Source organism: Pantoea eucalypti (assembly GCF_009646115.1).
GTDB lineage: Bacteria > Pseudomonadota > Gammaproteobacteria > Enterobacterales > Enterobacteriaceae > Pantoea > Pantoea eucalypti.
In genome coordinates, this window is record NZ_CP045720.1 from 1,926,343 (window position 1) to 1,947,278 (window position 20,936).

Genomic DNA, 20,936 nt, shown 5'->3' on the forward strand with positions numbered 1-20,936 from the left:
GTTTTTTATTTCAGGTGCGGGTGTTTTATTCCAGGTGATAGCGCGGCGACAGCACCACTGCAAGGTGTTTAAAGACGTTAAACACTGCGGTGGTTTTCGCGGTCGGCAGTCCGTCCGCGTCAAGAAAAAACGGTCCGCGAAAGACCAGTACATCGGCCTGCTGAGTCACCTCGTCCGCCTGCATGCCTGCTAAATAATCGTCATGCTCTTTGATCAGCGTATTGGCCTTTTCCAGCAACGCCTGGCGGGAAATAGCCTGTGTCGTTCTCTCCATTTATTCGTTCCTTTTTGACAGCACCCAAATCCTTTCTATATTACTGGCGTGCCAGACGGTATGACAAATCGGTCTGAACGATGAAATCTGGCGTAAGTTCAGGCTGAGTGCTAATTAGGTTGCGTAACAGATTTTATCAGGTAGAGTGTGGGCGATTCCGATTTTAGGGATTTTGCACCGGGATGTGTGAAGAGTTCAGATGGAAAAAGTATGCCTTATCATGCAGTTGCATTACACCGCATCATCTGTTCTGAGATTGACCCCTCCGCCTTGAAATGTTAAACAGGCGCAGCAATATTGAACCCGATGGGTTTTTGGGCATCCAATCCTCTCCCGTTAAGCAGGATGTTTTCATTAGGTAAAGGTAAATATGGGTAAAGCACTCGTTATTGTTGAGTCCCCGGCAAAGGCTAAAACAATCAATAAATATCTGGGCAATGACTACGTGGTTAAATCCAGCGTCGGTCATATCCGGGATCTGCCGACCAGTGGTTCAACCGCAAAGAAGAGTGCTGACGCCTCGACTGAAAAGAAAGCCAAAGACGCTGCGACTGATAAGAAAGTCAAAAAAGTAAAAAAAGATGAGAAAGCCGCACTCGTCAGCCGCATGGGTGTTGACCCCTATCACGGCTGGGAAGCGGATTATCAGATTCTGCCCGGCAAAGAGAAAGTGGTTGCGGAACTGAAGGCATTAGCCGCCAATGCTGACCACATCTATCTCGCAACCGACCTTGACCGCGAAGGGGAAGCCATTGCCTGGCACCTGCGGGAAGTGATCGGGGGTGATGACTCACGCTTTAGCCGCGTGGTATTTAACGAAATTACGAAGAATGCGATTCGTCAGGCGTTTGAAAAGCCGGGCGAACTGAATATTGACAGGGTTAATGCTCAACAGGCGCGTCGTTTCATGGACCGCGTGGTGGGTTATATGGTCTCACCACTGCTGTGGAAAAAGATCGCCCGTGGTCTTTCTGCCGGACGTGTTCAATCCGTTGCCGTGCGTCTGGTCGTGGAGCGTGAGCGAGAAATTAAAGCCTTTGTGCCTGAAGAGTACTGGGAAGTTAATGCCGCGCTAAGCACGCCGAAAGGTGATGAGCTGTCGATGGATGTGACGCACAAAGGCGATAAAGCCTTCCGTCCGGTCAATCGCGATGAAACCTACGCCGCCGTCGCGCTGCTCGAAAAAGCGCGTTATGAGATCGTCGATCGTGAAGATAAGCCGACCAGCAGTAAGCCGGGCGCGCCCTATATCACCTCAACGCTGCAGCAGGCTGCCAGTACCCGTCTTGGCTTTGGTGTTAAGAAAACCATGATGATGGCCCAGCGCCTGTACGAAGCGGGTCACATTACCTACATGCGTACCGATTCAACCAACCTGAGTCAGGATGCGGTCGCCATGGCACGGGGTTATATCGAAAGCAATTTCGGTAAAAAATATCTGCCTGACAATCCTGTGACTTACGCCAGCAAAGAAAACTCCCAGGAAGCGCATGAAGCGATTCGTCCTTCTGATGTGGACGTGGTGGCGGAACAGCTGAAAGATATGGAAGCGGATGCACAGAAACTCTATCAGCTTATCTGGCGTCAGTTTGTTGCCTGTCAGATGACACCGGCAAAATATGATTCCAGCACCATCACCGCCGCCGCGGGTGAGTTCAGACTCAAAGCAAAAGGGCGTATTCTGCGTTTCGACGGCTGGACCAAAGTGATGCCAGCGCTGCGCAAGAATGATGAAGATCGTACGTTGCCTGCGGTCAGTGTGGGGGATGTTCTGGACCTTAAAGCACTGCAGCCGGGTCAACACTTCACCAAGCCACCGGCGCGCTTCAGCGAAGCATCCCTGGTGCGCGAGCTTGAGAAACGCGGAATTGGCCGTCCATCAACCTACGCAGCCATTACCTCGACCATTCAGGATCGTGGCTATGTGAGGGTGGAAAACCGCCGTTTCTATGCGGAAAAAATGGGTGAAATCGTTACCGATCGTCTGGAAGAGAACTTCCGCGAACTGATGAATTACGATTTCACCGCCCGCATGGAGAGCAACCTTGACCAGGTTGCCAATAACGAGGCGCAATGGAAAGCGGTGCTCGACCACTTCTTCAGCGACTTTACTCAGCAGCTTGAACTGGCTGAGAAAGATCCTGAAGAGGGTGGCATGCAGCCAAACCAGATGGTGCTGACCTCAATCGAGTGTCCGACCTGTAGCCGTCAGATGGGAATTCGCACCGCCAGTACCGGCGTCTTCCTGGGCTGTTCTGGCTACGCGCTGCCGCCTAAAGAACGCTGCAAACAGACCATCAACCTGATTCCGGAAAATGAAGTTCTCAATATTCTGGAAGGGGATGATGCTGAAACCAACGCACTGCGTGCCCGTCGCCGCTGCCAGAAGTGTGGCACAGCCATGGACAGCTATCTGATCGATAACGAACGTAAACTGCATGTCTGTGGTAATAACCCGGAGTGTGATGGTTACGAAATCGAGAAGGGTGAGTTCCGCATCAAAGGCTATGACGGCCCGATAGTGGAGTGTGAGAAGTGTGGTTCTGAGATGCACCTGAAGATGGGACGCTTTGGGAAGTACATGGCGTGTACCAATGAAGAGTGCAAAAACACCCGTAAGATTTTGCGTAGTGGTGAGGTTGCTCCACCGAAAGAAGATCCGGTTCCACTGCCAGAGCTGGCGTGTGAGAAGTCCGATGCTTACTTCGTGTTGCGAGACGGCGCAGCGGGCGTTTTCCTTGCAGCCAACACCTTCCCGAAATCACGCGAAACGCGTGCGCCGCTGGTGGAAGAGCTTCAGCGCTTTAAAGATCGTCTGCCTGAAAAGCTGAAATATCTGGCCGACGCGCCAGCAGCCGATCCGGAAGGTAACAAAGCGATGGTGCGCTTTAGCCGTAAAACCAAACAGCAGTATGTTTCCTCTGAAAAAGAGGGCAAAGCAACAGGCTGGTCCGCCTTCTATATAGACGGTAAATGGCAGGTCGCGAAGAAGTAATCCACTCAGGCCAGCGCTCGCTGGCCTTTTTCTGAGCCTTATATCAATCCGTTCTACTCTTTAACGTAAACTGATATAGTTGTTATAGCATTTCCGACCTTTCCTGATGCATAGCATTTTCTACCCTAGCGACTATACGTCAACCGGGGATGCGACTCTGTAACTTACCGGATGGAACAGATATGAAATTACAGCAGTTGCGCTATATCGTCGAAGTGGTAAACCATAATCTCAATGTCTCTTCGACAGCGGAAGGCCTCTACACCTCTCAGCCTGGCATCAGCAAACAGGTTCGCATGCTGGAAGATGAACTGGGCGTGCAAATCTTTGCCCGCAGCGGGAAACATCTCACCCAGGTCACGCCGGCAGGTGAAGAGATCATTCGTATAGCGCGTGAAGTGCTCTCAAAAGTGGATGCGATCAAATCGGTGGCGGGTGAGCATACCTGGCCGGATAAAGGCTCGCTCTATGTGGCGACCACGCACACTCAGGCTCGCTATGCGCTGCCTGGCGTGATCAAAGGCTTTATTGAGCGTTATCCGCGTGTCTCACTCCACATGCATCAGGGTTCCCCGACTCAGATTGCCGAAGCGGTCTCCAAGGGCAATGCGGATTTTGCCATTGCCACCGAGGCACTGCATCTCTATGACGACTTAATCATGCTGCCTTGCTACCACTGGAACCGGGCGATTGTCGTCACCGCTGACCATCCGCTGGCGGGGAAAGGCCAGGTGACCATTGAGGAGCTGGCTGAGTATCCTCTGGTCACTTACACCTTCGGCTTTACCGGGCGTTCTGAACTGGATACGGCCTTTAATCGCGCGGGATTAACGCCACGCATTGTTTTCACCGCCACTGACGCAGACGTCATCAAAACTTATGTTCGCCTGGGCCTGGGCGTAGGGGTTATTGCCAGTATGGCGGTGGACCCGGTGGCCGATCCTGACCTTATTCGTATTGAAGCCGCTGACATCTTTACCAACAGCACCACAAAAATTGGCTTCCGTCGAAGTACCTTCCTGCGTAGTTATATGTATGATTTTATACAACGTTTTGCGCCACATTTGACGCGCGACGTGGTGGACACAGCGGTAGCCTTACGCTCAAACGAGGATATTGAGGCGATGTTTAAAGATATCAAACTGCCGTTTAAATAGAGTTTACGCGCTTCACTTAAACTTAAGGCTGCCTGGTGCAGCCTTTTTTGTTTCCAGGCTTTAGCGCCAAATGAGAATCAAAATTTTTATGATTTTTTTGTAAATGAAACATTGATCACATGTTTTCCCATTGGGCTTTCTTAAATGCGAATTACCACACATTTTTAACTATGTTACTTTGCGACTTGCCAGGATTATTCCCATACTCCAGTTAAGAGTTAATGCAGGAAGCCAGTAAACATAAGGGTCTTTAGCGATCTCTTTAGTTTTAAATGGACCTGTTTTTAAATTAACTCAAATTTATTAGCTCTCTGTTTAATTAAATATTTGTTCCGAAGTTAATGGTTTCTTACGTTACTGGCACCTATTGATTAATACTGTTAATCGTTTTACTCAATAAAAATAACTGGATTTTTGGCCTTAACGCGTTTAGGATTCCTCCTAAATCTTAATCGATGTTATCAATCATTTTGTTGAGAGTGATTATCAAAAACTATGAATACACGACTGACTGTACAACCGGGTTTCCCGGCAAAAAGCACCAAGGTTGAGCGTACCGGCAACACCCGTCGCAATGCCTGGTTAACCGTATTCGCTGCCTCTGCGCTGTTCTGGGTGGTAGTAGCGTTAATGATTTGGCGTATCTGGGGCTAAAGCCATGTGGGCAAACACACTCAGCCATAAACGTTCCCTGACTTCACGTCAGCACAAGCCGGTTGCCTGCAAAGGAAAAGAACCACTTGCAAAGGACGAGAAAGTGTCTATCCCCGAATCGTGGGATTTGAGTGATAACCAGAGACTTTTTATTGAGTCATTCCTGGACCCTAAGAGTAAATAACCTTTTCAGACCATTTATTAGTCGCAGTTTTTATTACCGGAGTTTCCGGCGGGCTTGTTAATTGCCCTTTACCACATTGCGTACGACCAAAGGGTGTCGCCTTGATGAGGTGACCGCAAAAACTTTTACGCCAGATTCCGGCGAAGGAGTGAACCAAATGAATATGATTAAAATGTCCTGGCTCAGCGCGTATGCCTTCTCCTTTGCGTTCTGGTCTGCGGCGGTGTGGATAACGCTGTAATTTGAATTAAATCACCTTTTTTATGATGCCTCGTGATCTCACGGGGCATTTTCGTTTGTGAGCGATTGTGGCAATTTGTGTTGTAATCAAATCGTTAACGAATTTTGGTCTATCTTTAACATAAACCTTTGTCTCTCTAAGGTTTAAGACCATGAATGAAAAAGGAGGAGCTATGTCGTCTACCCTACGCGAGCAGAGTCAGGAAATACTGCAGGTCGACACCAAAAAATATCACATCTTCAGTCTTCCCCGCGCTGCTCAACATCTCGGCAATATAGACAGTCTGCCCAAATCTCTGAAGGTCCTGCTGGAAAATTTACTGCGCTGGCAGGATGGTGATTCTGTTACGGCAGAAGATATTCAGGCGCTGGTTGACTGGCAAAAAGATGCCCACGCCGATCGTGAAATCGCCTATCGTCCCGCCCGTGTATTAATGCAGGACTTTACCGGCGTACCTGCCGTAGTTGACCTGGCGGCGATGCGCGAAGCGGTAAATCGCCTGGGTGGCGATGTGGCGAAAGTGAATCCGTTATCGCCAGTGGATCTGGTCATTGACCACTCAGTTACCGTTGATCACTTTGGCGATGATGACGCTTTCGAGGAGAACGTCCGGCTGGAGATGGAGCGCAACCATGAGCGTTATGTCTTCCTGCGCTGGGGACAGAAAGCATTTGATAAGTTCCGGGTTGTTCCGCCGGGCACGGGTATCTGCCATCAGGTGAACCTGGAGTATCTGGGTAAGGCGATCTGGCATGAAACGCTCAACGGCGAAGAGTATGCCTGGCCCGATACGCTGGTCGGCACTGACTCCCACACCACCATGATCAACGCGCTGGGTGTGCTGGGATGGGGAGTAGGGGGAATTGAGGCTGAAGCTGCCATGCTTGGTCAGCCCGTCTCCATGCTGATTCCGGATGTAGTGGGTTTCAAACTCACCGGCAAACTCAAGCCAGGCATCACCGCGACTGACCTGGTGCTTACCGTTACCCAGATGCTGCGTAAACACGGCGTCGTCGGCAAGTTCGTCGAGTTTTACGGTGATGGTCTGGCCGATCTGCCGCTGGCTGATCGCGCCACTATCGCCAACATGGCCCCGGAATATGGCGCGACCTGCGGTTTCTTCCCGGTCGATGATGTCACGCTCAGTTACATGACGCTCACCGGACGCGATGCTGACCAGGTCGCCCTGGTGGAAGCTTATGCCAAAGCGCAGGGCCTGTGGCGTAACGCCGGCGATGAGCCGCGCTTTACCAGCACCCTGTCACTGGACATGAACGAAGTGGAATCGAGCCTTGCCGGACCAAAACGTCCGCAGGATCGGGTTTCGCTGGGTGATGTGCCTGCCGCGTTTGACGCCAGCAACGAGCTGGAAGTGAATCAGGCGCAGAAACCGCATAAAAATGTCGAATACACCGACAGTGACACCGGCCTGACGCATACACTGACCGACGGTGCCGTTGTAATCAGTGCGATTACCTCCTGTACTAACACCTCTAATCCCAGCGTGCTGATGGCGGCTGGCTTACTTGCGAAGAAAGCGGTCGAGCGTGGCCTGAAACGTCAGCCGTGGGTTAAAGCTTCACTGGCACCCGGTTCTAAAGTGGTTTCAGACTATCTCGCCGTCGCGCAACTCACCCCTTATCTTGATGAGCTGGGCTTTAATCTGGTCGGTTATGGCTGCACCACCTGTATCGGTAACTCTGGTCCGCTAAAAGATGAGATTGAGTCTGCCATCAAAGCGGGCGATCTGACTGTCGGTGCAGTGCTGTCCGGCAACCGCAATTTTGAAGGTCGTATTCATCCGCTGATTAAAACCAACTGGCTCGCGTCGCCACCGCTGGTGGTAGCCTATGCGCTGGCGGGTAATATGAAAATCAACCTGCAGACTGAGCCACTGGGCCACGATCGTCAGGGCCAGCCGGTCTATCTGAAAGATATCTGGCCAACGCCGGAAGAGATCGCCACAGCCGTGCAGCAGGTTACCAGCGACATGTTCCATAAAGAGTACGCTGAAGTCTTCGACGGCACGCCCGAGTGGCAGGAGATCAAGGTCAGTGAAGCGGCGACGTATGACTGGGATGAAGGCTCGACCTATATTCGTCTGTCGCCGTTCTTTGATGATATGGAGAAAGAGCCTAAGCCGGTGCAGGATATTCGCGGTGCGCGGGTCCTTGCTATGCTGGGCGACTCCGTTACCACGGACCATATCTCACCGGCGGGCAGCATTAAAGCTGAGAGTCCGGCCGGACGTTATCTGCTGTCGCACGGCGTTGAGCGAACCGACTTTAACTCCTACGGTTCCCGTCGCGGTAACCATGAAGTGATGATGCGCGGCACGTTCGCCAACATCCGAATCCGCAATGAGATGGTGCCAGGCGTGGAGGGCGGTTATACCCGTCATTATCCGAGTGGCGAGCAGTTGGCTATCTATGACGCGGCGATGAAATATCAGGCGGAAGGTATACCGCTGGCCGTGATTGCCGGCCTTGAGTATGGATCCGGTTCAAGCCGCGACTGGGCGGCGAAAGGCCCACGTTTGCAGGGTGTGAGAGTTGTCATTGCTGAATCTTTTGAGCGTATTCACCGCTCAAACCTGATCGGCATGGGCATTCTGCCGCTGGAATTCCCGCAGGGCGTGACCCGCAAAACCCTGGGCCTGACCGGTGAAGAGCGTATCGACGTGGAGAATCTTCAGGCACTGACGCCAGGCTGCAGCGTGAAAGTGACGTTGACCCGTGCTGACGGCAGTAAAGAGGCGCTGGACACCCGCTGTCGCATTGATACCGGTAATGAGCTGACCTATTACCGTAACGACGGCATCCTGCACTACGTTATCCGCAATATGCTGGACTGACAAAAAAAGCCGGGGCGACCCGGCTTTTTCATTCAGAATTTCGGCAGCAGATGCCCCATCTTCGCCGCTTTGGTATCCAGATAGTGCGCATTCTTCGGGTTACGTCCCACGACCAGCGGCACACGCTCAACGATGTTGATCCCGGCTTCGCTGAGGATCTCAACTTTACGCGGGTTATTGGTCAGCAGGCGCACTTCATTTACGCCCAGCAGTTTGAACATATCGGCGCACAGGGTGAAGTCGCGTTCATCAGCGGCAAAGCCTAGCTGATGGTTTGCTTCCACGGTGTCATAGCCTTTGTCCTGCAACGCATAGGCGCGGATCTTATTCAGCAGACCGATATTACGGCCTTCCTGGCGGTGATACAGCAGCACACCGCGACCTTCTTCTGCGATGGCATTAAGGGCGGCTTCAAGCTGAAAGCCGCAGTCGCAACGCAGGCTGAAGAGCGCATCGCCGGTCAGGCATTCGGAGTGAACGCGCGCCAGTACCGGCTCGTTATCATTAATATCGCCAAAGACCAGTGCAACGTGGTCATGTCCGGTTGCCAGTTCTTCAAAACCAACCATCAGGAAATCTCCCCATGGCGTGGGCAGTTTGGCTTCTGCCACCCGTTTAAGCTGCATGTGACTCTCCAGAACCTTCAGAGGATGCACTATCATCATGATAGTGCACAGGCCAGTGTGGCCCGACAAACGTGCAATATTGTGCCACAACCCGCAAGCGGGCTGGTAATCTCTGATACCAATTGCAGTGATAAAGCACAATTATCCAATCGGCAACGGTTATGTTATTCTTTTTTAAGCTAAAGTTATGCAATTGTTGTCTTTTAACACCGGGATAAGGGAAGAGGATGTTTAAGATTTCGCGTCGAACCACCTTCGGAATGCTGCTGCTGCTGATCATGCCCGTTGCCGTCTGGCTTACTGGCTGGCGCTGGCAGGCAGGTGAAAGCAATGCGGTGCTGAAAGGTCTGTTCTGGATGACCGAAACCGTCACCAATCCGTGGGGCATTGTCACCAGCGTACTGCTGAGTGCATGGATGCTCTGGTGCCTGCGCTTTCGCCTGAAGCCCGCCATTCTGCTTCTGTTGATCATGAACGCGACGATTCTGGCCGGGCAATACACCAAATCCTTTATTAAAGAGCAGATACAGGAGCCGCGTCCCTATGTGATCTGGCTGGAACAGCATCATGGTCTGGACGAAAAGACCTTTTACGAACTCAAACGTAAACAGCGTGGGGAGATGGTGACCTCGCTGATAGCCGATGAGACGCAGATCCCTGGCTGGCTGAAACGTCACTGGGCATTTGAAACCGGTTTCGCTTTTCCCTCTGGACACACCATGTTTGCCGCCAGCTGGGCGCTACTGGCATTGGGCCTGCTCTGGCCGCGTCGTCACTATAAAACCGTGGTGGTGATCTTCCTGTGGGCCACGGGCGTAATGGCGAGCCGTCTGTTGCTGGGCATGCACTGGCCGCGCGATCTGGCAATGGCAACGGTACTTTCCTGGATACTGGTCACCGTTGCTACCTGGCTGGCACAGCGATTCTGTGGACCACTGACGCTGCCGCCGGAAGAGCAAAAAGAGGTGGCGCAGCGGGAGCCCTGATTGTAATTCACCCTTAAGACCCCATATTATTAGTCAGGCCTGCGCAAAAGTGACCTGGCCGATGCTGCTGGGAGCAGCATTTTTGCTGGAGTTTTGGCATAATTCTACCCGACAACCTCACAACAGGATGCACTGTGAAATATTTGCTGATTTTTTTAGTGGTACTGGTCATTTTTATTATTTCCGTCACTTTGGGTGCGCATAACGATCAGGTCATTACTTTTAACTATCTGCTGGCGCAGGGTGAGTTCAGCATCTCGACCTTACTGGCATCGCTGTTTGGCGCAGGTTTCGTGCTTGGCTGGATTATCTGTGGGCTGTTCTGGTTACGGACCCGCGTCGCACTGGCAAATGCCAACCGGAAAATCAAGCGTATGCAGACGCAAATCGAGCAGAGTACTGCTCTGGCGACCACGCCAGCTTCGCCGGCTGGCCGGGAATAATCCCCGATGCATGAATTGCTGTTTCTGTTACTGCCGGTGGCGGCTGCGTATGGCTGGTATATGGGCCGCCGCAGTGCACATCAGGACAAGCAACAGGAAGCCAACCGACTGTCGCGTGAATATGTCGCTGGCGTAAACTTCCTGCTCTCAAATCAGCAGGACAAAGCGGTCGATCTGTTCCTTGATATGCTCAAAGAGGACAGCGGCACGGTAGAAGCCCACCTGACGCTGGGTAATCTCTTCCGATCGCGTGGCGAAGTTGATCGCGCTATCCGTATTCATCAGGCTCTCATGGAAAGCGCTTCCCTGAGCTACGAGCAGCGTCTGCTCGCCGTTCAGCAACTGGGGCGTGATTATATGGCGGCGGGCTTTTATGACCGCGCTGAAGATATGTTTAAGCAGCTCACCGATGAAACGGACTTCCGGGTGGGCGCACTGCAGCAGCTGCTGCTGATCCATCAGGCAACCAGCGACTGGCAGCAGGCGATTGAGGTGGCAGAACGTCTGGTTAAGCTCGGTAAAGATAAGCAGAAGGGCGAAATTGCCCACTTCTACTGTGAACTGGCGTTACAGGCCATGAGCAGCGACGACCTGGATCGCGCAATGAGCCTGCTGAAGAAAGGGGAGGCGGCCGATCGCAACAGCGCGCGCATCTCTATCATGATGGGCCGTATTTTCATGGAGAAAGAGGATTTCACCAAAGCGGTGGGCCATCTGCAGCGGGTGCTGGATCAGGATAAAGAGCTGGTCAGTGAAACGCTGGGGATGCTGGAGACCTGTTTCCAGCGGCTTAATCAGCCCGAAGCCTGGGCTGATTTCCTGCAGCGTTGTGTGGAAGAGAATACGGGAGCCGCAGCGGAACTCTATCTCTCGGATATCCTGGAGCAGCAGCAGGGTGCTGAAGCGGCGCAAAACTACATCAGTCGACAGCTGCAACGCCATCCAACAATGCGTGTGTTCCATCGCCTGATGGATTTGAACCTGCATGAGGCGGAAGATGGTCGTGCCAAAGAAAGCCTGATGGTGCTGCGTGACATGGTGGGCGAACAGATTCGTACCAAGCCACGCTATCGCTGCCAGAAGTGTGGTTTCACCGCGCATGCACTTTACTGGCACTGCCCATCCTGCCGTACCTGGTCTTCCGTTAAACCTATTCGTGGGCTCGACGGCCAGTAAAACTGGCCGCCGCGCACAGCACACACCTTATTATAGTTACAACATACTATTGAATTATCACCTCCCTGACCTCCGCCATCGTGCATAAAACGCCGGGCAGAGGGGCAAAGGCGATTGTGATGGCCAGATACCGCAGGTAGAATGCTTGCCGTTTGTCTAATGCGCCTGCGGGCGCCTGTTGCAGAGGAAATGCCATGCCTTCACCCCACAATGTGACCGCTTCGCCGATTCTGGTCGCGCTGGATTACCATGACCTCGACAGCGCGCTGCGTTTCGTAGACCAGATTGATCCCCGCAGTTGCCGACTGAAAGTGGGCAAAGAGATGTTTACGCTGTTCGGACCCTCGCTGGTTAACACCCTGCAGCAGCGCGGCTTTGAGCTCTTTCTCGATCTGAAATTCCACGATATTCCTAACACCACTGCCCATGCCGTGGCTGCTGCTGCCGATCTCGGCGTCTGGATGGTCAACGTCCATGCCAGCGGTGGCGCGCGGATGATGAACGCAGCGCGCGAGGCGCTGCTTCCTTTTGGCAAAGATGCGCCTCTGTTGATTGCGGTGACCGTACTGACCAGCATGGATGCAGACGATCTCAAAGAGCTGGGCATTACACTTTCGCCTGCCGAACAGGCAGAACGACTGGCGAAGCTGACGCAATCATGCGGGCTGGATGGCGTGGTCTGTTCTGCACATGAAGCGGTTCGCTTCAAACAGGTTCTGGGGCAGGATTTTGCGCTGATCACGCCGGGAATTCGCCCGGCAGGCAGCGATGCAGGCGATCAGCGTCGCATCATGACACCCCAGCAGGCGAAGCAGGCGGGCGCAGACTACATGGTGATAGGGCGTCCGATCACCCAATCTGCCGATCCCGCCGCCACCCTGCAGGCGATCCTGCACAGTCTGGAGACACCATAATGGCAGAGGATAATCGACTGGTTTACTCCACCGACAGCGGGCGCATTACCCAGCCTGAGACTAAAGCAGAGCGGCCAAAAGGGGATGGCATTGTACGCATCCAGCGCCAGACCAGCGGACGCAAAGGCAAAGGCGTCTGTCTGATCACCGGCATTGATCTGGATGATGCAGCACTGACGCTGCTGGCCGCTGAACTGAAAAAGAAGTGTGGCTGTGGTGGATCGGTAAAAGAGGGTGTTATCGAGATTCAGGGTGACAAACGCGATTTACTGAAAAGCCTGCTGGAAGCTAAAGGGATGAAAGTCAAACTGGCGGGCGGCTGAATTAAAAAAATCGGGCTACCGAAGTAGCCCGATGGTCATGTAGATGCTTAGCGTAGCCGTTTATTCTTTTAATAAGGTCCTTAGTGGACCTGATGACCGATAATACCACCAACTGCGGCGCCACCGACTGTGCCGAGCGCGCTACCATTGGTCAATACTGAACCCCCAATCGCACCTGCGCCCGCGCCAATGGCGGTGTTGCGGTCACGCTTAGACCAGTTAGAACAGCCGCTCAGGGCAACAGCTAACGTGGTAGCCAGTACAACGGCAGTGATTCGTTTCATTGTTGTAGTCATACACTTCTCCTTTGATGTGCTCACAGAGGCAACACTCTTAGTATAGCTCCGATATTTCCTCAGCCCGCTTGTGTCGCATTATTGCCTCATCCCTGACGGCATAGAAATGTGATCACCATGGACAAACCGTTTGTAGCGGGTGAGTCACAATGCGACAGGCCAACAGGTCCACGCATTGTCTGAGAGGATTCTAAGCGTTCTGCAATAATTCCGAAGATGGAAAATTCTGAAATCACGACACATTTTTTCATTCACAGCCATTCCTTCTGCGTTTATAGCCATTTGCTCCATAACTCTTTCGCGTCCGACTCCGCAAAATTCAGGGACGATTGTCAGCAGGAGAAAAGAGATGCTGGAACACCTTAAACAACAGGTTCTGGAAGCGAATCTGGATCTACCCAAATACAACCTGGTGACCTTTACCTGGGGGAATGTCAGCGCGATTGATCGCGAGCAGGGTTTGCTGGTGATTAAACCTTCCGGCGTGCGCTATGAAGTGATGAAGCGCGACGACATGGTTGTGGTCGATCTGGCGAGTGGCAATGTAGTAGAAGGGGATAAACGCCCTTCATCGGACACGGCGACGCATCGTGCGCTCTATCTCGCCTGGCCGGAAGTCGGTGGCATTGTCCATACGCATTCTCGTCATGCGACCATCTGGGCGCAGGCAGGACGACCCATTCCGGCCTGGGGAACAACCCACGCCGACGATTTCTATGGCGAGATCCCCTGCACCCGCGCGATGCGTAACGAAGAGATTCAGCACGAGTACGAGTGGAACACGGGCGAAGTGATTATTGAGACGTTCGCGCAGCGCGGATTATCGCCTTCGGCGATCCCGGGGGTACTGGTCAACTCCCACGGCCCATTTGCCTGGGGTAAAGACGCCCATGCCGCTGTACACAGCGCGGTTGTCCTGGAGGAGGTGGCCTATATGGGGCTCTTTAGCCAGCAGCTTACCGCTAACCTGCCGCCCATTAATCAGACGCTGCTCGATTTACACTACCTGCGAAAGCACGGTGAGAATGCCTGGTACGGGCAAAAATAACGAACGGGACGCGACGGCGTCCCTTTTTTTGTCGCCATTGCCGCTGGTATGGCGATCCCCATCATAGTTATCAAAACATTCATCCTGAAAAAATAAAACAGCGTTTCATTTATATCGAGGCGATCACTGTTTTAATAACCTCAAATCACTACTTTGCTTTCATCGCCTTCGGGCACTTCCTGCTCCAACACTGGCAAAGCAAAGGTGAAACCTGTATGCACATCAAACGGGCAATAGACAAAATTCCGGGCGGCATGATGCTTATTCCGCTGTTTATCGGCGCACTCTGCCATACATTCTCTCCCGGTGCCGGGAAATACTTCGGCTCTTTCACCAACGGTCTGATGACGGGGACGGTGCCGATTCTGGCCGTCTGGTTCTTCTGTATGGGAGCATCGATAAAGCTCAGCGCTACCGGCACGGTACTGCGTAAATCAGGCACGCTGGTGTTAACGAAAATTGCCGTTGCCTGGGTTGTGGCGGCTATCGCCTCACGCGTGATGCCGGAGAATGGGGTAGAAGTGGGGATGTTCGCGGGCTTATCCACGCTGGCGCTGGTAGCTGCAATGGACATGACAAATGGCGGCTTGTATGCCTCGATCATGCAGCAATACGGTTCCAAAGAGGAGGCTGGCGCGTTTGTGCTGATGTCACTGGAGTCCGGGCCATTAATGACCATGGTTATTCTGGGTACCGCGGGTATCGCCTCATTCGAGCCACACGTGTTTGTGGGCGCTGTCCTGCCGTTTGTGGTCGGATTTGCATTAGGAAATCTTGATCCGGAGTTGCGTGACTTCTTCGGAAAAGCGGTACATACGCTGATTCCTTTTTTCGCTTTTGCGCTGGGTAACACCATTAACCTGGGCGTGATTGCGGAAACCGGACTGCTGGGCATCATGCTGGGCATCGCCGTGATCATCATTACAGGTATCCCGCTTATTCTGGCCGACCGGCTGATTGGCGGCGGGGATGGCACGGCCGGTATAGCCGCATCCAGTACGGCAGGCGCCGCAGTGGCGACACCCGTACTGATTGCCGAGATGTTGCCGCAGTTTAAACCGGTTGCGCCTGCCGCAACGGCGCTGGTTGCCACATCTGTCATTGTGACCTCAGTGCTGGTGCCCATTATCACCGCTATCTATTCAAAACGCCTTAAGCGTCTCCATGTTGCCGTCGGGCAGCGTGCCACTATTAAGTAACCTGCCTAATCAATCCCCGGCGCGCCAGTTGGGGATCACTCTGGATTTTGTGTTGTAAATCAATCTCTCATTTGGTCTGGCCTCACTCTGCATTACGCTGATGTGGCGTATTTAACGCATCAAAATATAAACAGAGGATGAGACAATGACAGTTATTAACCAAGCAACGTGCAGATTATTTACCGAAGTCGGCAATACCACGCAGTTAGTCGCCTATTACGAAGAAGGGCGTCGTACCATGTGGATGATGTTGCGTGCACAGCCCCGTCCGAGTTTCAACCATGAACTGATTGAGGAGATCATGAACCTGAGCTATGCCGCTCAGCGTTCGGGCCTGCCAATCGACTTCTGGGTCACCGGGTCACTGGTTCCGCAAATGTTCAACGCCGGTGGCGATCTGCGCTTCTTTGTTGAGTGCATTCGCAACAACCGCCGCGAGGCGCTCCGGGCTTATGCGCGTGCCTGCGTGGACTGCATCCATTCTGCAGCACGCGGTTTTGATACAGGCGCGGTGACGCTGGCGATGATCGAGGGCAGTGCGTTAGGCGGCGGATTCGAAGCGGCGCTGGCGCATCACTTCATCCTGGCGCAAAACAATGCACGGATGGGCTTCCCGGAAATTGCTTTTAACCTGTTCCCTGGTATGGGCGGCTACTCACTGGTGGCGCGTCGTTCCGGCATGAAACTGGCCGAAGAGCTGATTTGTGAAGGGGAGTCTCACAGCGCTGAGTGGTATGAGACGCGTGGACTGGTCGATAAGGTCTTCCAGCCAGGCGACAGCTATCGTGCCACTCGCACCTTTATCGACACGTTACGGCCTAAACTCAATGGCGTGCGGGCGATGCTGAAAGCGCGCCAGCGCGTGCTGCAATTGTCACGCGCTGAGCTCATGGATATCACAGAAGATTGGGTCGATTACGCGTTTACTATCGAACCTAAAGATATTGCTTACATGGAACGCCTGGTACAGTTACAAAACCGCCACAGCGCATCACTGCGTAAAGCGGGTTAATCCGGACCAGCATTAAACGCGGGCAGGATGCTTAGCCAGCCAATGCCCAAATTGTTCCGCGGGCATTGGTTTTGCGTAATAGTAACCCTGACGCCCATCAACACCACTTTTAAGCACGAACTTCTCTTCATCCGGCGTCTCAATACCTTCTGCAATCACCTGCAAATCAAGCGCCTTCGCGACGGCGACGATTGCACGCACCAGCGATTGTGATACCGGCTGTTTATTGATGTCGCGGATAAAGCTTTGATCGAGCTTAATCGCATTGATCGGCACACGTGCGAGCTGAGAAAGCGAAGAGTAACCGGTGCCAAAATCATCCAGATGAACCTGTGCGCCCAGCTCCTGAAACTGTTTCATCAGCTTCAGCGCTTCAGTTTCATTCTCAATCAGACAACTTTCTGTGAGCTCAATATCAATCGGACAATCAGTGATATTCGCCTCATGCAGTGCCTGTTTCAGATCGGTGTAGATACTTTGGTCGAGCAGCTGACGGGCAGACACATTGACAGCGACGCGCAGGAAAATACCCTGCTGACGCCAGACGATAATCTGCTGAAGCACGTTGAGCATTACCCAGCGTCCCAGCGGCACAATCAGCCCTGACTCTTCGGCATAGGGAATAAAATCTGCGGGCGAAACCATACCACGCTCTGGTGAGTTCCAGCGTACTAATGCCTCGGCGCTGCGAACCTGTCCATCGCTATCAATCTTAGGCTGGTAATGTACCAGCAGATGATCGAGTTCAAGCGCCTTGCGCAGGTTGGTGTCCAGCCACAGATACTCAAAGACCCGCTGGTTCATCTCGGCGGCAAAGACACAGAACTTGCCGCGACCATTCTCTTTAGCGTGATACATCGCGGTGTCCGCGTTACGAATCAGGCTCTCTCTATCTTCGCCATGCAGCGGTGCGAAAGCGATACCGATGGAACAGCCACTGTAAACTTCAATCAGTCCGATACGGAAAGGCTGTCGCAGGCGCTCAAGAATGCGGGAGGACATCGCCTCCAGCGCAGCCTGGCTGGTGTGTTCAGCCAGCACCACAAACTCATCGCCACCCAGACGGCCAAGCGTCTGGTCCTTACCCAGACAGCTAAGAATCGCGAGAGAGACCGCCTGCAGTAATTGATCGCCGAACATATGACCGTAGGCGTCGTTCACTTTTTTGAAATTATCGAGATCGAGATAGACAACACCGGTCTCATCATGCCCGGCGCGCTCCAGCGCCAGGCTAATCTGCTGATGAATGGCGTTGCGATTAGGTAAACCGGTGACCGTATCGGTGTTTGCCAGCACCCGGAGGCGTTCCTGGGCACGTCGCTCCTCGGTAATGTCTGTACCAGAACAGATGAGGAAAATTTCATTTTTGCCGCTGCCGCTGTGAACAAACTTATTACGAAACAGAAACAGTCGCTGGCCCTTTTTGGTTTTAACCCAGCGCTCCACCTCGTACGAGTTACCGTCACGGAAGAAGCCTGCAATGTTGCGCCGCGACTGTGAGGCTTCCTGCCGGGTCATGAACAACTGAAAGACATTTCGGCCTATAACTTCATGTTCATTCAGACCGGTATATTCTTCACTCAGGCGGTTAAAACGCTGAATATTGCCACGCTGATCGAGGATAACAATCACTGAATTAGCTTCAGAAACCACCTGTTCGGCGAATGAAAGGCCCAGGGTCAGGTCACGGGCGACCGCAGACGTATCTCCCCAGGCAGAAGCAGTTCCGGCCCAGGAGGCCTGGTTCACTTTACGTCCGACAAAATGCATTGGCACATCAATGCCTTGCAGGGACATGGTCAGATTGATACTTGAAGTGATGACGGGCATTGCGCGGATCATTGCAGCCTGGCCGGGTGTCAGCGGCAGGGCGATATTAGTTTGTGACGACTCATCTTCGGCAAAATGCAATGCATCGCTGTCCGCGGTCAGACGCCAATGAGGGCTGGTTGTACCAAAAAGGGTGTACAACAACGTTTGCCCTTGTTCATCGGTCATGGAAACTTCCTCCGGGAAGTGCTCTGCAGGCGTTATCTCATTATTTTAGCAACAGTATTCATCATCTGAGGCAAGCACAAGGTGCAAACCAAATATATTTTTCCATCCAGATAAGAATGGCACAAAAAAGCCCCGACGGTGCGGGGCTGTTCAGTGCGTTCAGCAGGGACATTTGCCCAGTTTACCGGCCTGGCTGGGGAAGCGCGCATCCAGGCAATAACGGTGAAAATCGCGCTCACTCATCGGCGCCTGCCCGGGATGATGCCGTCGCATATGCTGCAGATATTTTTGATAATCCTGCACCCCGACCATTAAGCGAAAACATTGTTGCAGGCCGCGCCAGAATCCCCGCCAGCTAAACCTCTGCGGCGGAGAAGCAGCAATCACATTACAGTGCAGAATCTGCCAGTCACCGTGTGGACGGTGGACCTGATGAATAGCATCAGACATGGCGCACCTCCTTGTTGCGCATTGCTACCGGCGTCTCGCGGGTGGTCGGCACCGAGCTGTTCAGTGCACGACGAATGACAAAGAATGCCGAGATCAGCATGGTGACCGCCACCAGCATAAAGAAAGCACATAGCGCGGCGTTAATCTGATTGCTGAACACGATGGTCTGCATATCCGCCACGCTTTTTGCTGGCGCGATGATCACGCCTTCATCCAGCCCTTTGCGGAATTTATTCGCCTGCGCCAGGAAACCGATAGAAGGTTTCTCATGGAAGATTTTCTGCCAGCCCGCGGTCATTGAGGTGATAAACAACCAGACGGTCGGCAGAATCGTCACCCAGGCGTAACGCTGCTTTTTCATTTTGAAGAGCACCACAGTACCGAGAATCAGCGCCATCGAGGCCAGCATCTGATTGCCGATACCAAAAAGTGGCCACAGGGTATTAATGCCGCCCAGCGGGTCGACCACGCCCTGATAAACAAAGAAACCCCAGCCTGCAACGGCGACGGACGTGCCTGCCATATTACCCAGCCAGGAACGGTTGTTCGCCATAGAAGGCACCACTGTTCCCACCAGATCCTGCACCATAAAGCGGCAGGCGCGGGTACCGGCATCGACCGCGGTCAGGATAAATAGCGCTTCAAACAGAATGGCGAAGTGATACCAGAATGCCATCATCGCCCGACTGTTGAAGATCTCGGTAATAATATGGGCCATTCCCACTGCGAAGGTAGGTGCGCCGCCTGCGCGAGAGAGAATGGAACCTTCACCGACATCGCGGGCGATGCCACTCAGCATTTCTGGCGTGACCACAAAGCCCCAGCCATTAATGACCTGAGAGGCGCTCTCAACGGTGGTACCAATCAGCGCGGCAGGGGAGTTCATGGCAAAATAGACGCCGGGATCCAGCACCGAGGCACAAATCAGCGCCATGATCGCCACAAAAGACTCCATCAGCATCGCGCCATAGCCAATAAAGCGGATATGACTCTCCCTCTCCACCAGTTTTGGTGTAGTGCCGCTGGAGACCAGCGCATGGAAGCCTGAGATTGCTCCGCAGGCAATGGTAATGAACAGGAACGGGAACATCGCGCCGGAGAATACCGGACCGGTACCGTCGATAAATTTGGTCACTGCTGGCATTTTCATCTCTGGCATGGCAAAGACGATGCCCACCGCCAGGCCGACAATCACGCCAATTTTAAGAAAAGTGGAGAGGTAGTCGCGCGGTGCCAGCAGTAGCCAGACCGGCAGCACAGAAGCAATAAAGCCATAGATGACGAGAACCCAGGTCAGCGAGGTGCCTTTCAGGGTAAAGAAGGGGCCCCAGTACGGATGTTGTGCCACGTCGCCGCCATAAATAATCGCCGCCATCATCAGCACAAAGCCAATCAATGACACTTCGGCGATTTTACTGGGGCGGATAAAGCGCATGTAGACGCCCATAAACAGCGCAATCGGAATGGTGGCCGCGATAGTGAACAACCCCCACGGGCTGTTCGCCAGTGCCTTCACGACGACCAGCGCCAGCGCCGACAGGATGATGATCATCACGCCCAGCGCGCCGAGCATTGTCACGACACCGGCGAATGCGCCCAGCTCCTGCCGCGCCATTTCACCCAGCGAACGGCCATCACGGCGGGTCGAGATAAACAGGATCAGGAAATCCTGAACCGCGCCTGCCAGCATCACCCCGACCAGAATCCAGATAGTGCCCGGCAGAAACCCCATCTGCGCGGCCAGAATCGGACCGACCAGAGGACCGGCGCCCGCAATGGCCGCGAAATGGTGGCCAAACAGCACCCATTTATTGGTGGGAACATAATCCAGTCCGTCGCTCAGCCGCTCGGCAGGCGTCATCCGGCGATCGTCCAGTTCAAAAATATTGCGGGCGATAAACAGGCTGTAGAAGCGGTAAGCGATGCTGTAACAGGCGACAGCGGCGATCACCAGCCAGACTGCATTGACGTGTTCGCCGCGGCTGAGGGCCAGCATGGCGAAAGCGCCCGCGCCGATTAACGCCACCACTAACCAGATCACACTGGTTTTGACGTTTTTCATGACTAACTCCTTGTGAGGACCGAGAGGAAAGCGATCGAAAACAA

18 protein-coding genes are annotated in these 20,936 nt (G+C 53.3%); 12 read left to right on the plus strand and 6 right to left on the minus strand.

Features of this window, described 5'->3' with window-relative positions; all coding sequences use genetic code 11:
• Positions 1–25 precede the first annotated feature (25 nt).
• Positions 26–274: a YciN family protein gene (locus tag EE896_RS08930; protein ID WP_003853871.1), complete on the minus strand. Its 249-nt coding sequence runs from the start codon at positions 272–274 to the stop codon at positions 26–28.
• A 370-nt stretch (positions 275–644) separates the two neighbouring features.
• On the opposite strand from EE896_RS08930, the gene topA reads away from it, so the two are divergent.
• From topA to acnA, 4 genes are all read left to right on the plus strand, one after another.
• Positions 645–3,269, plus strand: a complete 2,625-nt coding sequence (gene topA / locus EE896_RS08935; RefSeq protein ID WP_003853868.1) for a type I DNA topoisomerase — start codon at positions 645–647, stop codon at positions 3,267–3,269.
• A gap of 182 nt (positions 3,270–3,451) precedes the next feature.
• The gene (gene cysB / locus EE896_RS08940) at positions 3,452–4,426 is read left to right on the plus strand and encodes an HTH-type transcriptional regulator CysB (protein WP_003853865.1); all 975 of its coding nucleotides are present in this window, start codon (positions 3,452–3,454) and stop codon (positions 4,424–4,426) included.
• 495 nt (positions 4,427–4,921) lie between these two features.
• Positions 4,922–5,080, plus strand: coding sequence for a YmiA family putative membrane protein (locus EE896_RS08945; protein WP_003853864.1), 159 nt, complete (start codon positions 4,922–4,924; stop codon positions 5,078–5,080).
• 597 nt (positions 5,081–5,677) lie between these two features.
• Positions 5,678–8,359, plus strand: coding sequence for an aconitate hydratase AcnA (gene acnA, locus EE896_RS08950; protein WP_140033359.1), 2,682 nt, complete (start codon positions 5,678–5,680; stop codon positions 8,357–8,359).
• Positions 8,360–8,391: 32 nt separating this feature from the next.
• On the opposite strand, the gene ribA is transcribed toward acnA, so the two are convergent.
• Complete coding sequence (gene ribA / locus EE896_RS08955; protein ID WP_140915452.1) at positions 8,392–8,985, minus strand: GTP cyclohydrolase II; 594 nt, start codon at positions 8,983–8,985, stop codon at positions 8,392–8,394.
• A gap of 227 nt (positions 8,986–9,212) precedes the next feature.
• On the opposite strand from ribA, the gene pgpB reads away from it, so the two are divergent.
• The 5 genes from pgpB (at position 9,213) to yciH (ending at position 12,827) form a co-directional block, all read left to right on the plus strand.
• On the plus strand, positions 9,213–9,971 hold the full coding sequence (gene pgpB / locus EE896_RS08960; RefSeq protein ID WP_078804456.1) for a phosphatidylglycerophosphatase B: 759 nt from the start codon (positions 9,213–9,215) through the stop codon (positions 9,969–9,971).
• A gap of 134 nt (positions 9,972–10,105) precedes the next feature.
• Positions 10,106–10,414 (plus strand): LapA family protein, encoded by a 309-nt coding sequence (locus EE896_RS08965; RefSeq protein ID WP_003853856.1) that lies wholly within the window; start codon positions 10,106–10,108, stop codon positions 10,412–10,414.
• Positions 10,415–10,420: 6 nt separating this feature from the next.
• Entirely contained in the window at positions 10,421–11,590 is a 1,170-nt protein-coding gene (lapB, locus tag EE896_RS08970) for a lipopolysaccharide assembly protein LapB (protein ID WP_008925277.1), read from the plus strand.
• A 194-nt stretch (positions 11,591–11,784) separates the two neighbouring features.
• Complete coding sequence (pyrF, locus tag EE896_RS08975; RefSeq protein ID WP_181405290.1) at positions 11,785–12,504, plus strand: orotidine-5'-phosphate decarboxylase; 720 nt, start codon at positions 11,785–11,787, stop codon at positions 12,502–12,504.
• A complete protein-coding gene (gene yciH, locus EE896_RS08980; protein WP_008925275.1) occupies positions 12,504–12,827 on the plus strand; it encodes a stress response translation initiation inhibitor YciH in 324 nt (107 codons plus the stop codon). The genes pyrF and yciH overlap by 1 nt, the downstream gene beginning before the upstream one ends.
• 80 nt (positions 12,828–12,907) lie before the next feature.
• On the opposite strand, the gene osmB is transcribed toward yciH, so the two are convergent.
• Positions 12,908–13,123 (minus strand): osmotically-inducible lipoprotein OsmB, encoded by a 216-nt coding sequence (osmB, locus tag EE896_RS08985; protein WP_003853848.1) that lies wholly within the window; start codon positions 13,121–13,123, stop codon positions 12,908–12,910.
• Between the two features lie 349 nt (positions 13,124–13,472).
• Between osmB and araD the strand changes: the two genes are divergently transcribed.
• From araD to EE896_RS09000, 3 genes are all read left to right on the plus strand, one after another.
• Entirely contained in the window at positions 13,473–14,171 is a 699-nt protein-coding gene (gene araD / locus EE896_RS08990; RefSeq protein ID WP_039660139.1) for an L-ribulose-5-phosphate 4-epimerase, read from the plus strand.
• A gap of 215 nt (positions 14,172–14,386) precedes the next feature.
• The gene (gene kdgT, locus EE896_RS08995) at positions 14,387–15,370 is read left to right on the plus strand and encodes a 2-keto-3-deoxygluconate transporter (protein ID WP_140915451.1); all 984 of its coding nucleotides are present in this window, start codon (positions 14,387–14,389) and stop codon (positions 15,368–15,370) included.
• Between the two features lie 145 nt (positions 15,371–15,515).
• Positions 15,516–16,382 (plus strand): crotonase/enoyl-CoA hydratase family protein, encoded by an 867-nt coding sequence (locus EE896_RS09000; RefSeq protein WP_003853843.1) that lies wholly within the window; start codon positions 15,516–15,518, stop codon positions 16,380–16,382.
• Between the two features lie 12 nt (positions 16,383–16,394).
• Here EE896_RS09000 and pdeR read toward each other — a convergent pair whose 3' ends face one another.
• The 3 genes from pdeR to EE896_RS09015 all read right to left on the minus strand — a co-directional run bounded on the left by pdeR (position 16,395) and on the right by EE896_RS09015 (position 20,892).
• Complete coding sequence (pdeR, locus tag EE896_RS09005; protein ID WP_105099139.1) at positions 16,395–18,380, minus strand: cyclic di-GMP phosphodiesterase; 1,986 nt, start codon at positions 18,378–18,380, stop codon at positions 16,395–16,397.
• Positions 18,381–18,539: 159 nt separating this feature from the next.
• Positions 18,540–18,830, minus strand: a complete 291-nt coding sequence (locus EE896_RS09010) for a YbdD/YjiX family protein (protein ID WP_003853839.1) — start codon at positions 18,828–18,830, stop codon at positions 18,540–18,542.
• Positions 18,823–20,892 carry a carbon starvation CstA family protein gene (locus EE896_RS09015; protein ID WP_140915450.1) on the minus strand — a complete coding sequence of 690 codons (2,070 nt, stop codon included), beginning with the start codon at positions 20,890–20,892 and terminating at the stop codon, positions 18,823–18,825. Before EE896_RS09015 ends, EE896_RS09010 begins: the two co-directional genes overlap by 8 nt.
• Between the last annotated feature and the right edge of the window lie 44 nt (positions 20,893–20,936).

What these genes read in the sequence shown, in the direction of transcription:
- acnA (WP_140033359.1), top strand. Translation starts at nt 5,678, where the DNA reads ATGTCGTCTACCCTACGCGAGCAGAGTCAGGAAATACTGCAGGTCGAC.
- pyrF (WP_181405290.1), top strand. Translation starts at nt 11,785, where the DNA reads ATGCCTTCACCCCACAATGTGACCGCTTCGCCGATTCTGGTCGCGCTG.
- ribA (WP_140915452.1), bottom strand. Translation starts at nt 8,985, where the DNA reads ATGCAGCTTAAACGGGTGGCAGAAGCCAAACTGCCCACGCCATGGGGA.
- EE896_RS09000 (WP_003853843.1), top strand. Translation starts at nt 15,516, where the DNA reads ATGACAGTTATTAACCAAGCAACGTGCAGATTATTTACCGAAGTCGGC.
- cysB (WP_003853865.1), top strand. Translation starts at nt 3,452, where the DNA reads ATGAAATTACAGCAGTTGCGCTATATCGTCGAAGTGGTAAACCATAAT.
- yciH (WP_008925275.1), top strand. Translation starts at nt 12,504, where the DNA reads ATGGCAGAGGATAATCGACTGGTTTACTCCACCGACAGCGGGCGCATT.
- EE896_RS08930 (WP_003853871.1), bottom strand. Translation starts at nt 274, where the DNA reads ATGGAGAGAACGACACAGGCTATTTCCCGCCAGGCGTTGCTGGAAAAG.
- kdgT (WP_140915451.1), top strand. Translation starts at nt 14,387, where the DNA reads ATGCACATCAAACGGGCAATAGACAAAATTCCGGGCGGCATGATGCTT.
- EE896_RS09010 (WP_003853839.1), bottom strand. Translation starts at nt 18,830, where the DNA reads ATGTCTGATGCTATTCATCAGGTCCACCGTCCACACGGTGACTGGCAG.
- pgpB (WP_078804456.1), top strand. Translation starts at nt 9,213, where the DNA reads ATGTTTAAGATTTCGCGTCGAACCACCTTCGGAATGCTGCTGCTGCTG.
- EE896_RS09015 (WP_140915450.1), bottom strand. Translation starts at nt 20,892, where the DNA reads ATGAAAAACGTCAAAACCAGTGTGATCTGGTTAGTGGTGGCGTTAATC.
- EE896_RS08945 (WP_003853864.1), top strand. Translation starts at nt 4,922, where the DNA reads ATGAATACACGACTGACTGTACAACCGGGTTTCCCGGCAAAAAGCACC.
- pdeR (WP_105099139.1), bottom strand. Translation starts at nt 18,380, where the DNA reads ATGACCGATGAACAAGGGCAAACGTTGTTGTACACCCTTTTTGGTACA.
- araD (WP_039660139.1), top strand. Translation starts at nt 13,473, where the DNA reads ATGCTGGAACACCTTAAACAACAGGTTCTGGAAGCGAATCTGGATCTA.
- topA (WP_003853868.1), top strand. Translation starts at nt 645, where the DNA reads ATGGGTAAAGCACTCGTTATTGTTGAGTCCCCGGCAAAGGCTAAAACA.
- osmB (WP_003853848.1), bottom strand. Translation starts at nt 13,123, where the DNA reads ATGACTACAACAATGAAACGAATCACTGCCGTTGTACTGGCTACCACG.
- lapB (WP_008925277.1), top strand. Translation starts at nt 10,421, where the DNA reads ATGCATGAATTGCTGTTTCTGTTACTGCCGGTGGCGGCTGCGTATGGC.